The sequence below is a fragment of the Waterburya agarophytonicola KI4 genome (genome assembly GCF_020640915.1).
GTDB classification, from domain to species: Bacteria; Cyanobacteriota; Cyanobacteriia; order Cyanobacteriales; family Xenococcaceae; genus Waterburya; species Waterburya agarophytonicola.
In genome coordinates this window covers 1-12,118 of sequence record NZ_JADWDC010000096.1, presented here as the reverse complement: position 1 = coordinate 12,118, position 12,118 = coordinate 1, and the positions used below count along the sequence as shown (strand labels likewise).

Genomic DNA, 12,118 nt, shown 5'->3' with positions numbered 1-12,118 from the left:
GATCGCTCTTTTTTTTCCCTGATTATAACCTAAACTAGGTGCGTCTAAGCTTATTGCCGTTTTAAGGCAGGGATTAATAGAGAGTAGTTACTTATGCTGTTTAGTTGGGGATTGTTGTCTAGGAATCTATCTAGGGCTTGCTGATGATTCTTTATAGTAGTGGGAGATAACTGTTTATTACGGCGTTTCTTAAAGTTGGCTAGGACATCTTTGAGAGTAGCTATTTTCTTCGGTTCTCTGGGCAGTTCCCAGTCTGATATTCCTAAGAAGGCACGGTCTAGTTCCCCCCAAGTTCCTCCAAATTTCTCCTTTGCTTCCTTTCTGGAATATTTCTCTAGGATGAATTTATGGTTAATTATTTCTTGATGGATGTCTATCTGCTTTTTCTTGGCTTCTGATTCTGGAATATTTCCTAGAGAAAAAGATACTCGTTTACCGTCTTTAACGTAGGGATGCTGAAAACGTATGCTGTAACTTTTCCCCCTTTTGATTAGTTTTACAAAGTCTACGGGAGGCAGTGTTATGTAAGTGGAGCTTGGCATTGTTTATTTCTAAGGTGTGCCAAGGTGTACCATTTCGCTGTGATTTGAGGACGGCTAGAATTGTTACTGACGAAGAATTAGGCTTTGACAGACCTAACCTTTTGTAACAAGATGCAACATAATAAAAGAGAAAAGTTCTAGATAAGATCGCAAAATTGATAGATTTATCGAGATCGTGTTTTAGTTTATTCTGAACTAATCAGGATTAATATTTTTTATCGTATTTGATTGAACAATATACTTAATGCTAGAAAACATCGTTAATTATTTTACTAATGCAGGAGTAGAAGTCTACTTTATCTTACTAATTTTGGTTATATTGGAAGCGGTTTTGTCTGCTGATAATGCGATCGCCTTAGCTTCAATTGCTAAAAGTGTCGAAGATCCCAAATCCCAACAACAAGCTCTAAATATCGGGTTAATTGGAGCATACATCCTAAGAATCATCTTAATCTTGGGTGCTACTTATGTCATTGAATACTGGCAGTTTGAATTACTGGGAGCATTATACTTATTGTGGCTGGTGTTCAACTATTTTTTTGCCCGAGAAGAAGAATCTGAAGATCCCGAAAAGCGCAGCTTGGGATTCAAATCTCTGTGGCAAGTCATCCCTACCATCGCCATTACCGATTTAGCTTTCTCTCTAGATAGCGTAACCTCTGCGATCGCAATTACCGAAGATACCTGGTTAATTATTGCAGGCGGTACGATCGGAATTATTATTTTACGTTTCTTGGCTGGTTTATTTATTCGTTGGCTACAAGAATATACTTACCTCGAAGATGCGGGTTTTATTACCGTGGGTTTTGTCGGCTTGCGTCTCTTGCTCAAAGTCTGGCTACCAGATACTTATATTCCAGAATGGTTAACCATTGCCGTCGTGGCGGTTTTTTTTACCTGGGGTTTTTCCAAACGCGAAGTTTTAGAATCTAACGACTAACCTCTTGCAGACAAGTCCGCCTCGTATCTTGATTATCCCTTAACTCCACTACCAACATCAGTAGGGACAATATATCGCTGTAGGAACAAAAATAATAATAAAACAGGAGCAATAGAAATAACCGATCCCGCTGCAACTAACCTCCAGTCTAAAGAAAAAGAACCTGCTAAGTTAGCCACTGCAATGGGCAGAGTATAGTAATTAGGGTCGTCTAAAATAATTAAAGGCCAAAGAAAATCGCTCCACGAGCCAATAAAAACAAAGATAGCCAGGGTAAATAATGCTGGTTTGATAGCGGGTATCATAACATTCCACCAGATTCCAATTTCCGAACAGCCATCAATCCTGGCAGCTTCTTCTAATTCTAACGGTACGGCTTTTAAAGCCTGTCTCAAGAGAAAGATACCAAATGCGGAGGCTAAATTGGGCAGAATAATTCCTAAATAACTATTTCTCAATCCTAGATTGACTGCCAGGATATACAGAGGAATCATCACGATCTGAAAGGGAATGGCGATCGTCGCTAAAACCAGAGTAAAAATAAATTTGCGTCCTTTAAAATTCAGGCGGGCTAAAGGATAAGCAGCCAGAGAACAAAATAATAAATTCAAACCCACTGTCGCAATAGCGACGATCGCGCTATTGATCGAATACAACCCGAAGGGTTCAGTATCCCAAACTGTTAAAAAGTTGGCGAAAGTAGGCTGGTTCGGCAAGATTTGAGGCGGGAAAGTAAAAATATCTTCCCCTGGCGATTTCAAAGAAGTCCCAATCAACCACAATAAGGGAAACAACATCAAAAAAGCGATCGCACTCAAAATTAGATAGGTGGCGATTTTTTTGCCCAACGAGCTTTGACTCTGACTCATTTTTAATAAATTTAGTTGCTAGAGTTGAGCTTTCGTTATACCAAACAGATACTTACTTTTGTTCTTTGCAACGAAATCTGCCTTTAATCTTTCTAGATACTTTTATTGCCAGAGTTCATTAATCTATTAATTCAGTCTTAGGCTGTAATTCTGACAAGATTGTAAATTCGATGTGATTGATTGCTAATTCCCCGATCGAAACCGTCTCCTTATCTATTTTCACTCCTTCACTGGTGATAACCTCAAAACTAATATCTTTTGCCATTTCTGCGTGATACCAAGCCAGTCCCATAAAAAATCTTGTTGGATAAGGTCCCCCTTCAAAAAGATCGTCGGGATTAGATTCCATGGGCAACCAACCATAACCAGGGAGATAAAACTCCATCCAAACATGATTAAAATCGGGTTGTAAGGGAATATTGCGCTTGAGAGGATCGCCAGGACATTTATATCTACCGACGGTGCGACAGACAATACCATTGAGACGACACAATGCTAAAAGTAAACCCAAATATTCCCCACACGAACCCACTCCGCGTTTAATTACGATGTCAGGAGTATCTATATGGGGTTTTATGCCGTAAGAAAGCTTGTCGTAGACATAATTGCGAATACTATAAACCTGACGTAATAAGTTGGTTTCCGAACCAACTGCACTTTCGGCAGCTTGAATAATTACTTCGGTATCCATTGCCAGATTATCGTTATCGGTGAGATACTTTTGTCGATATTCATCCCTTAGTTGAGGCAAATCTTCGCAATCTGGGGGTTGGATCTGATATTTAATACTCCAAACTTCCAATATTGCTTTCCAGCCAAAGATGTAACGCTGTCGAGCGTTAAACTCATCGAACTTAAATACGGCAATACGCTGCCCGTCTTTAATCTCTTCGGTAAAGGGCAGTCCAATACTTTGAACTTCTCGAATTTTTTGTCTGTCTGTCTCGGCGGGTAAAGCGATACGCCAAGCCAAATCCTTAATCTCTGTATTATCTAAAGGAGAGATTTCTTCCGTGTAAGACATCTCTACCAAATAGCCATTAGAAAGGGCATATTTACGATCTGGGTAATAGTGGAAATAGAGAGGATGGATAAAAGTGCGATCGCGATACTGCAATTCATAATTAGGCTCTGCATTAGGATTGTCGCGGATATAAACCTCTCGATCTGCATAGGCTACATACAAAGTTTCTCCATCTTCGCCATCATTTTTAAAAGCCAAACCTGAAGGAGAGACAAAGGGAGTCAAGACACTGAAAATAGTTTCCCCTGTAGCTCGATCCAAACAATATACAGTTTGCTCTAAAGTATCCGTCAGCCAGATCTCTTCATTTTTAATCGTAATATTTTCTACTCCAATACCAGGGGCATAAAAATGAGTGATTTTTGCTTGACTTTCGCGATCGTAAATAAAAATTTTGCCCTGTTTTTGAGAGGTTAAATAAATAGTCGATTCCCACACTGCAATGCCATCAACATCGTCTCGCAAGCGCAAAAACAACTGTGGTGCAAAATCTCTAGTGCGTAAAGAACAACAATAAACGGATTCACGATTAGTAAACCACAAAACATCATCGGTGATGGCTAAACCCGTTGCCCCAATAAAATCCGACCAATAATGATTGTTTAAAATAGTCGTGTTGTTGGTATCGGGATCGATTTGCAGCAAGTAACCGTTGTGAGAATCGATCGCCCAAATAAAGCCTTCATGAAATACGATACCGTAAATCGAACTAGCTGCGATCGGTCTGATGGTTTTCGCGTTGACAACAGAAGGTTGAGGGGAAATCATATACTCAGTCAAGAATTTTTAGTCTCTAAATTTTATATTGCTTTCGTCCTCTCAAGTGTAGAGATTGAACAATTTATTCTGGCAAATAAAAAAGATGTATTTCTTCAACACACCTTAAAAATATTGGTTCAATTGGTATATGCTACGTTCAAATAGCAATATAGCAATATTATGTTTCCGAATCTGAAGTGGGTGTTTCAATAAAGGTTGGGGATAAGAAAGCTACTACTGCACCTAACATAAACCCAATAATGTTGCGGAATAATGGCAGAAATTCGGGAGTACGAGTTACAATCGGCCCCATGCCAAAAGCAATAAATAAAATGCCCCATAACGGAGACATAATTAACCCCCATTGCCAAGCAATAAATTGATTTTCTTCGCGAGGAATCACCGCCACACCGAGAATCACTCCGCCGACAATTGAACTAATTAGAGTTAAGATCCATAGCTCTTGAGACAGTCCAGGTACGTTATTACAACCTTTTTGGATCAGACACCCTTTCACTGATTCGAGAGCTATGACAATAGCATTATTTTCGCCGTGTTCGCGAATATAGTACATATTGCCAAAACGAGTTTGCAGTTCGATCCAGAAGTTGCGGGGTAGCAATTCATATACAGCGTCTCCGATACTAAAAGCTAAGAGGTTTCCCCCTCGACCATCAGCTACCAGTAAAATGCTCCTGTCGTCTAAACCCCAAAATTTCTTGACCGCACGACCAGGAGAGCGATCGTATTGAGTCAAAACGCGCATCTTCCAGCCTGTTTCTGCTTCAAAATTCTCTAAGTTTTCAATAAGCAAATCTTCTTGTTGTTGGGGTAAGAAGTTGGCTAAGTCTACTACAGGAGTTTCTTTATCTGGTAATAGCTCTGGGTTATTGACTGCTAGTGCCGAAGGCGTAAAGCAAGTAGCTAAAAATAGTAAGCAAGCTCCCAACGAAAGCAGGAAACGCTGTATTAACTTATTTCCCATAATTGTTTGATTAAAAATATTTTTGTAGACGATTTCAGGTTTATTAAAATATAGCTAATTTCTGTTACATTTATTTACCTTAACTTAAGATTACCAGTTATCAGCAGATTTTCTTTTGGATGAGGGGGAGGGGGTGAAATCTTCTGCTCGATCGAATTCAGCTAAATCTTTTCTGCGGGGAGGATTACGCCATGTTTTCCATGCTACTTTAACTCCTGCTATCAAACCCCGACTACTTTCTTGTACTTGCTGTGCTTGTATTCTGGCGTTGACTAATCCTCGATCTACTTGCTTGACTACTCCAGTAGCATTATTGATTCCCTGATTTAACTCGTCGGTTAATTCCCCAACTTCTTTACCAGTCATGCGAATTGCCTCTAAGGTTGGTGGGAATTCTCGGTTGAGAGTATCAAATAATTTTTCGGCACTACGAGCAGCCCTAGCTACTTCTTGTAGAGTAGGGATAGTAACTAATAAAACTGCAAACAAACTAAAGGAGACTAGAAGTAAGGACAGTCCTAGCCAGAATAAAGGGTCTATCATAAAAATTGAGATCGCATTCTTATAATTTTAAAGGCGATCGGCGATCGATGAGTTTCTATCTCGATCTTGTGGGTTAGATTTACTAGTTTGAGCGGTTGCTTGACTCGCTTCTATACCAGCAGCGATCGCCTGACTCAATCTATTTAACGTACCTTCCCAATTCTCTAAAGTAGTCTCAGAAAGACGATTTGCTTGGAATTGAATGCTAGTAGATAAGTCTTCGGCTAATTCTGGCAAAGCATCGGCAGATTTTTTAATAACTTTCCTGGTTTCTTTTCCCGTGCGAGGTGCAGCCAAAAGTCCGACGATCGTGCCTACTGCACTACCAATAATCATTCCACCAATAAAAATAACTGTCTGGTTTTCCTTAGACATGACCCTATTCTCTCTTGTCGATTGAATTAACTTAAGCTTATGACAAAATCTAGTTATCTTAAAGAATATCTTAGGCAGAATTTATGGATCTAAATACAGAAATTAAAGGACAAGGATATCCGATTCTTTGTTTGCACGGTCATCCTGGTAGTTTGGCTAGTATGTCTGTATTTACTAACTATCTTGCTCAAGAGTATCAAACTATCGCTCCCGATCTGCGGGGTTATGGCAAAAGTAAATATCGACAAGATTTTGTGATGGAAGATCATTTGGCAGATCTCCAAGAATTGCTAGATAAATACAAGATAGATCGCTGTTTATTACTGGGTTGGTCGTTGGGGGGCATTATCGCGATGGAATTAGCCCTAGCAATGCCCGATCGCTTTAGCGGTACGATCTTAGTCGCTACGGCGGCACAGCCATTTAGTAGCCCTACTAGCAACACCTGGAAAGACCAATTGTTTACGGGGATTGGGGGCATAATTAATTTAATTAAACCAGGATGGCAATGGAATATTAATACCTTTGGCAAGCGATCGCTTTTTCGCTTTTTGATTGAAAATCATACTCCCGAATCTTATAATTATTTAGCCAAAGAAGGAACGCCAGCTTATTTCAAAACTTCCAAAGCAGCTAGTAATGCTTTGTTTAGTGCCATTAGAAAAGGCTACAACCGTCTTGATGATTTGCACAAAATAGATTTTCCTTGTCTGATGCTTTCAGGGGAATGCGATCGCAATATTACTGCCTATTCCAGCCAAAAAACAGCCGAATGTTTACCCAACTGCGATTACATCAAATATCCCCAGGTTGCTCATCTTTTTCCCTGGGAAATACCCGATCAGGTTTTACAAGATATCCAGAGATGGCTTGATGGACATGAATTTAGTTAGCGATCGCACTATTACCCAAGCTTTAGAAGAAGTCATTATCACTAAAGCTTAGTTATTATTTGCTGATAATTGTCCATTGTCCATTGCTATTGTCGCTGACAAAATACTTCATAAAGCGCGATCGCAGCAGCTACAGAAGCATTGAGACTAGGAGTTTTACCCACTAAAGGAATTGCCACAAGTTGGTCGCAATTCTTCTCAGTAAGCTGGCTCAAACCTTTACCTTCCGAGCCAATAACTAGCCCTACAGAGCCACTAAAATTAGTTTTATGCAATAAGTTATCCGTATCCGCTGTAGTGCCATAAATCCAAAAGCCAGCCTCTTTTAATTTAGTAATAGCTTGGTTGAGATTGGTGACTCTAGCGATCGCCATATTCTCTAACGCTCCTGCTGCTACTTTCATTACCGTTGAAGTAACCCCTGCTGCTCGACGTTGGGGAATTACGATACCTTGTACCCCAAGAGCTTCGGCTGTGCGAATAATTGCCCCCAAATTGTGGGGATCTTCAATACCGTCAGCAATGACAATTACGGGATTGGGAGTCTCTTTTGCTTTATTAATTAGAACGGGCAGATCCCAATAAACATAGGGTGCAACCTGGGCTGCAATACCTTGATGATTGCCCCCTTGAGTGAGGTTAGAAAGGCGACGAGAATCAACCTCATCAATAATTGTCCCTTCAGCCTTTGCTTCTTTGATTAAAGGGTAAAATTGTCCGTGACCCATCAAGGTTTCTGTGACCCAAATTCGATTAATTTGGCGATCGCTTTTTAATGCAGCCAATACCGCATGACGACCATAAGTTAAATCTATCTCTTCTTTTGGTTCGTCTGAGTTATTAATCTTAGATTCCCCTAAAGACTTGCTCGTATATCCATCTTGGGATTTCCTACTAGAGCGATCCAAGTTAATTTTTTGCTTTTTTTGCTGAGAATTATTTTTATGTTTCATAAAATATCGATCGCGTCACAATCTTAACCACTGACTACCGATTTTATTACTTATTACTTATTACTTAATATCTAGCTTGTCCAATAATTCTTCCAAACGTTGGGGGTTGGTCAAATGAAGATAGCCAACTAACGCTTCAAAACTAGTTGCTTGTTGATAAATTTGGCGAGACAAACGGCGTGGTTTCATTGTCGAAGCATTGCGCCCGCGACGTAAAATTTCTTTTTCCGAATCGGTCAAATAAGATAATAAACTAGCCAAATGAACCGCCTGACTTTCGGCTCTCACTTGGGTTACGACCCGATCGTGATAATCAGCCATCCGTTTTGGAGGTGTGAGAAATTTACTGCGAACATATAGTTCAAATACAGCATCTCCCATATACGCTAGGGCGATAGGCGATAGGCGTTCAATTTGAGTTAATTGAATCACCTCAGTTCTATCTACCATAGTTCCAAAATTTACCCATGTTTGAGCCGTGTCTATTGGCGCATTACTACTGTTGTTTGTACCTCTAGCTGGTGAAATAAAATTCAAATATTGAAGCTTATTTCTCGATATTTTCTAGTGCTACCTCTACAGAAGGCTGAAGAGATAAAAATTTCTCTAAACGCACTAGCTTAACAGTTTGTGTAACCCGAGGATTAGTCACAACCTGCAAGCTACCTCCAACGGTTTGTGCCTTCTTAACAAGCTGCACTAAAGCTCCCAAGCCAGAGCTATCGATGAAATCAATTTGCGCTAATACCAAAACAAGATTGTTTGGTCCATCGTCTATACAACTACCAATGACTTTACGAAATGCGGGTTCAGAAAAGGCATCTAGTAATCCAGTGAGACGAAATATTTGATAGTTTTCCCTGACCTCTCGGGTGCCTCTTAAGCTTACAGTCAGATTTAGCTGTTCAGGAATAGCCCCCTCCTCAACTTTACCTTATTGTTAACAACAGCAATTGTACGATCGCTCAATCAGTATTATTCTGTGTTTTTCGGCAAGAATACTAATTATTAACTACTACTTTAGCGGTTAGACCGCAGTCATCCCTCATACAATTGAGGGCAAGATCGAGTTAGTTCTTAGCTGCTCTTACCCAGACACAATTAGGATAAATACCAAGATAACGACTTAAATTACTGTTAAGTTTGTCAATGGTAAAGTATAGCCCATTTTTACTAACAATGTTTAATTCGTTTAATTCTGCTCTTAAATATATTTTATTTGCTCGCTGAAGAGTTTTCTTAATGACCCATGGGCAAAATTGAGATAATCAACGATCTAGAAGCAAAATGAGCTAACATTCTATGGGAATTATTACATCACGAGATTTATGCCCAAAGGCGAAGTAATAGGCTTAGGAAGATCGGGAATTGCTGCTGCAAAATTATTAAATAAACAAGGCTGGCAAGTTACTCTAGTTGATTCGGCAACGGCAGAAGAAGTTGCATCTAGATCCAATGGCGATCGATTACAAGCATCACAACAACAATTAGTTCAGGCAGGAGTTACTGTAAAATTAGACAGTCAGGTTACTCTAGAAGGAAATAATATTCCAGACTTAATTGTCGTTAGTCCTGGCGTACCCTGGGATATTAAATCTTTAATAGCAGCCAGAGAAAAAGCGATCGCAACTATTGGTGAAATCGAACTGGCTTGGCGTTACCTCAACTCTATTCCTTGGATTGGAATCACGGGTACTAATGGCAAAACAACTACCACTGCTTTAATAGCGTCTATTTTTCAAGCTGGGGGATCGAACGCGCCTGCTTGTGGCAATATTGGCAATGCAGCTTGTGAGTTAGCAATTCAAAGTTTGGACAATGATACTAATGATTTTGATTGGATTATTGCCGAATTGAGCAGCTATCAAATCGAATCTTCTGCTGAATTAGCACCACAAATCGGTATCTTGACTACTCTTACTCCCGATCATCTTAATCGCCACAAAACTTTAGAAAATTATTATCAAATTAAAGCATCTTTACTTCATCGTTGTTCGCAAAAAATCATCAATGGAGACGATCGCTTTTTGCAAAAGAGGGGGTTAGAATTAGGTCGAGATGTTATTTGGACGAGCGTTCGGGGTAAAGATAGCTTTGATGACGATCGCTCCGTAGAGGTATATGTTCAAGATGGTTGGATTGTGGCATTTGGCGAACTTATTGCCCCTGTATCTTTGTTTAAAATGCCTGGAGAACATAATCTACAAAATCTCTTGGTAGCGGTGGCAGCAGCGAAATTAGCAGGAATCGATCAAGGTGCGATCGTAGATGCAATTACTTCCTTCCCTGGAGTAGAACACCGTTTGGAATATGTCTGCACTCATCAGGGGATTAAATTTATCAACGATAGTAAGGCGACTAACTACGACGCAGCGGAGGTGGGTTTGAATTCTGTTGTAGCACCCCTAGTTTTGATTGCAGGAGGACAAAGTAAAGCGGGAGACGATACTGCCTGGATCGATAGTATTCAAACTAAGGCTGCTGCTGTATTATTGATTGGCGAAGCTGCACCATTTTTTGCCCAAAGATTGAGCGATCGCAATTACCACGATTATCAAATTGTGGAAACGATGGAGAATGCAGTAAGTCTAAGTATAGCGATCGCAATTGAAAAAAAAGCTCAAGTAGTTTTGCTTTCTCCCGCCTGTGCCAGTTTCGATAGATATCTTAGTTTTGAGGCTAGAGGCAAACACTTTCGAGAATTATGTTTAGCAATGGGCAATATAAAAGAAGATTAATTTATCTCTAGATATTCGATCAATAATGGATAAAATATTTTTATTGTGGGAAATTCCCTTGGCTTTGGCATCTTTTGTGTTTTACAAAGTCATGAAGTTTATTATTGGTAACTTGTTTACTATTTATCTGGCTATAGATAAAAAAAAAGCTTCTCAGTGGCGTGTTTTGTCTCAAAAGACTATTAATGCTCCCCTAGTATTACCTGTTTTGATGACTAAAGGGCCTCGTTGGAATACTCACGCCATTATCGGTACTTTAGGGCCTTTTTTCGTTAATGAAACTTTAGAAATAGATATTGATACGGCTAATAAATCCGCTCGTTCTTGGATTGCAGTGGTTTATAGCTTTCCTGCTTATAAGACTATCACTAGTATCGAATCTGAGAAAATAAACTCCGATTCATCTTGGCATACAATTAAGTTGCCTGCTGGTAAATATTCGTTGGGAGTCCGTTACTATAATCGTTTCGATACGATTAATTATCCTGCTGTCAAAGTAGACTGGGAGCCGTATGTAGAAGCTTATAATATTCCTAATAATATTAATGATTATTATCACAATTTAATTGAGGCGAAAAACTGGTTTTATTCCAGCCTCCACTACTATATTTTTACTATTCTCAAATTACGTAATTACCTTCCAGAATCTTTTGTTCGTAGAGAATTTTTACCCGTAGGCGCGCCTGCAACTCACTTTGCTTATAATTATCTCGAATCCCAACAAGCATTAGAAATTAGTATTAAACCGGAAATTCTGCAACAGTTCGATATATATTTTACCCTCTATGATCGCTCTAGTCTTCCTTTGAGTTGGTGTATCATTAAGGAAGTAGAATATTCTTTATCACCCCAGGATACAAAGGGTTATTTTTTGCTTCGAGTCCGACCAAAACCAGAATTTGCCACAACTACGGTTAAAGTTAAATCTCAGTTACTCTCTTTAACTGATTCTATGCAGACTTGGTCGGTTCACAGCTAATTAAAATAAGGTTCTCAAGAGCTTTGAAGAACTTGCCAATTTCACAATTTTCTAGCAGCGTGAAAATTTTTTAAATTTGGGGGTTGTGTGGCGATCGCTGGTCGTGTTAAAATTTTTTTATACTGGGAGTGGTGACTCTTATTGCTGACTCTAAATATTTCCATTATATAAATCTTAAAAATAATTAAAACATAAAGAGCGATCGCGCGTCAAATATATAAGTTTTTTTAATACATTTTTACTATTTTTTTCCTTTTTATCCCACCTTCCGCACGTCAAAATGTAATATAAAGCAATCAAAATAATCAGTAGAAAAAGAAACTAATAGCAGGAATAATAGATGAAATAGGACTCGTAGAAATTATCAATAAACAATTGGGGACGGACAAAAAAGAAATTGTAAGTCCAGGGGTAATCATCAAAGCAATTATTATTAATGGATTAGGATTTATTTCAAGATCCTTATAAGTACTTAGGCAAAATTAATTACATATTCGTGACCAAAATTATCCAGCACT

General features: G+C 39.1%; 13 protein-coding genes and 1 pseudogene. 5 read left to right on the top strand and 9 right to left on the bottom strand.

The window, feature by feature from the left end; all coding sequences use genetic code 11:
• Window positions 1-50 precede the first annotated feature (50 nt).
• The gene (locus I4641_RS21850) at window positions 51-542 is read right to left on the bottom strand and encodes a hypothetical protein (protein WP_229642708.1); all 492 of its coding nucleotides are present in this window, start codon (window positions 540-542) and stop codon (window positions 51-53) included.
• A 244-nt stretch (window positions 543-786) separates the two neighbouring features.
• On the opposite strand from I4641_RS21850, the gene I4641_RS21845 reads away from it, so the two are divergent.
• Window positions 787-1,482, top strand: coding sequence for a TerC family protein (locus I4641_RS21845; protein WP_229642707.1), 696 nt, complete (start codon window positions 787-789; stop codon window positions 1,480-1,482).
• A gap of 32 nt (window positions 1,483-1,514) precedes the next feature.
• Here the strand turns inward: I4641_RS21845 and I4641_RS21840 are convergent, their stop codons facing one another.
• The 5 genes from I4641_RS21840 to I4641_RS21820 form a co-directional block, all read right to left on the bottom strand.
• The gene (locus tag I4641_RS21840; protein WP_229642706.1) at window positions 1,515-2,351 is read right to left on the bottom strand and encodes a carbohydrate ABC transporter permease; all 837 of its coding nucleotides are present in this window, start codon (window positions 2,349-2,351) and stop codon (window positions 1,515-1,517) included.
• Window positions 2,352-2,469: 118 nt separating this feature from the next.
• Window positions 2,470-4,143, bottom strand: a complete 1,674-nt coding sequence (locus I4641_RS21835) for a transglutaminase-like domain-containing protein (protein ID WP_229642705.1) — start codon at window positions 4,141-4,143, stop codon at window positions 2,470-2,472.
• 169 nt (window positions 4,144-4,312) lie between these two features.
• Window positions 4,313-5,119, bottom strand: coding sequence for a TPM domain-containing protein (locus I4641_RS21830; protein WP_229642704.1), 807 nt, complete (start codon window positions 5,117-5,119; stop codon window positions 4,313-4,315).
• Between the two features lie 90 nt (window positions 5,120-5,209).
• Complete coding sequence (locus I4641_RS21825) at window positions 5,210-5,662, bottom strand: hypothetical protein (protein WP_229642703.1); 453 nt, start codon at window positions 5,660-5,662, stop codon at window positions 5,210-5,212.
• Between the two features lie 27 nt (window positions 5,663-5,689).
• Window positions 5,690-6,037, bottom strand: a complete 348-nt coding sequence (locus I4641_RS21820) for a YtxH domain-containing protein (RefSeq protein ID WP_229642702.1) — start codon at window positions 6,035-6,037, stop codon at window positions 5,690-5,692.
• 83 nt (window positions 6,038-6,120) lie between these two features.
• Between I4641_RS21820 and I4641_RS21815 the strand changes: the two genes are divergently transcribed.
• A complete protein-coding gene (locus I4641_RS21815; RefSeq protein ID WP_229642701.1) occupies window positions 6,121-6,930 on the top strand; it encodes an alpha/beta fold hydrolase in 810 nt (269 codons plus the stop codon).
• 86 nt (window positions 6,931-7,016) lie between these two features.
• Here I4641_RS21815 and rlmB read toward each other — a convergent pair whose 3' ends face one another.
• From rlmB to I4641_RS21800, 3 genes are all read right to left on the bottom strand, one after another.
• On the bottom strand, window positions 7,017-7,883 hold the full coding sequence (gene rlmB / locus I4641_RS21810) for a 23S rRNA (guanosine(2251)-2'-O)-methyltransferase RlmB (protein ID WP_229642700.1): 867 nt from the start codon (window positions 7,881-7,883) through the stop codon (window positions 7,017-7,019).
• A 60-nt stretch (window positions 7,884-7,943) separates the two neighbouring features.
• Window positions 7,944-8,333 carry a Mini-ribonuclease 3 gene (locus tag I4641_RS21805; protein WP_369426864.1) on the bottom strand — a complete coding sequence of 130 codons (390 nt, stop codon included), beginning with the start codon at window positions 8,331-8,333 and terminating at the stop codon, window positions 7,944-7,946.
• Between the two features lie 97 nt (window positions 8,334-8,430).
• On the bottom strand, window positions 8,431-8,796 hold the full coding sequence (locus I4641_RS21800; RefSeq protein ID WP_369426863.1) for an STAS domain-containing protein: 366 nt from the start codon (window positions 8,794-8,796) through the stop codon (window positions 8,431-8,433).
• Window positions 8,797-9,211: 415 nt separating this feature from the next.
• On the opposite strand from I4641_RS21800, the gene murD reads away from it, so the two are divergent.
• The 3 genes and pseudogenes from murD to I4641_RS21785 form a co-directional block, all read left to right on the top strand.
• Complete coding sequence (murD, locus tag I4641_RS21795) at window positions 9,212-10,621, top strand: UDP-N-acetylmuramoyl-L-alanine--D-glutamate ligase (RefSeq protein ID WP_229642698.1); 1,410 nt, start codon at window positions 9,212-9,214, stop codon at window positions 10,619-10,621.
• A 25-nt stretch (window positions 10,622-10,646) separates the two neighbouring features.
• A complete protein-coding gene (locus I4641_RS21790; protein ID WP_229642697.1) occupies window positions 10,647-11,600 on the top strand; it encodes a DUF6208 family protein in 954 nt (317 codons plus the stop codon).
• A gap of 324 nt (window positions 11,601-11,924) precedes the next feature.
• Window positions 11,925-12,065: pseudogene (locus I4641_RS21785) on the top strand (DUF4277 domain-containing protein); the annotation flags it as partial.
• Window positions 12,066-12,118 lie beyond the last annotated feature (53 nt).

Excerpts from the sequence above, each read along its gene's own strand:
- I4641_RS21850 (WP_229642708.1), bottom strand. The coding sequence starts at position 542 with ATGCCAAGCTCCACTTACATAACACTGCCTCCCGTAGACTTTGTAAAA.
- I4641_RS21845 (WP_229642707.1), top strand. The coding sequence starts at position 787 with ATGCTAGAAAACATCGTTAATTATTTTACTAATGCAGGAGTAGAAGTC.
- I4641_RS21840 (WP_229642706.1), bottom strand. The coding sequence starts at position 2,351 with ATGAGTCAGAGTCAAAGCTCGTTGGGCAAAAAAATCGCCACCTATCTA.
- I4641_RS21835 (WP_229642705.1), bottom strand. The coding sequence starts at position 4,143 with ATGATTTCCCCTCAACCTTCTGTTGTCAACGCGAAAACCATCAGACCG.
- I4641_RS21830 (WP_229642704.1), bottom strand. The coding sequence starts at position 5,119 with ATGGGAAATAAGTTAATACAGCGTTTCCTGCTTTCGTTGGGAGCTTGC.
- I4641_RS21825 (WP_229642703.1), bottom strand. The coding sequence starts at position 5,662 with ATGATAGACCCTTTATTCTGGCTAGGACTGTCCTTACTTCTAGTCTCC.
- I4641_RS21820 (WP_229642702.1), bottom strand. The coding sequence starts at position 6,037 with ATGTCTAAGGAAAACCAGACAGTTATTTTTATTGGTGGAATGATTATT.
- I4641_RS21815 (WP_229642701.1), top strand. The coding sequence starts at position 6,121 with ATGGATCTAAATACAGAAATTAAAGGACAAGGATATCCGATTCTTTGT.
- rlmB (WP_229642700.1), bottom strand. The coding sequence starts at position 7,883 with ATGAAACATAAAAATAATTCTCAGCAAAAAAAGCAAAAAATTAACTTG.
- I4641_RS21805 (WP_369426864.1), bottom strand. The coding sequence starts at position 8,333 with ATGGTAGATAGAACTGAGGTGATTCAATTAACTCAAATTGAACGCCTA.
- murD (WP_229642698.1), top strand. The coding sequence starts at position 9,212 with ATGCCCAAAGGCGAAGTAATAGGCTTAGGAAGATCGGGAATTGCTGCT.
- I4641_RS21790 (WP_229642697.1), top strand. The coding sequence starts at position 10,647 with ATGGATAAAATATTTTTATTGTGGGAAATTCCCTTGGCTTTGGCATCT.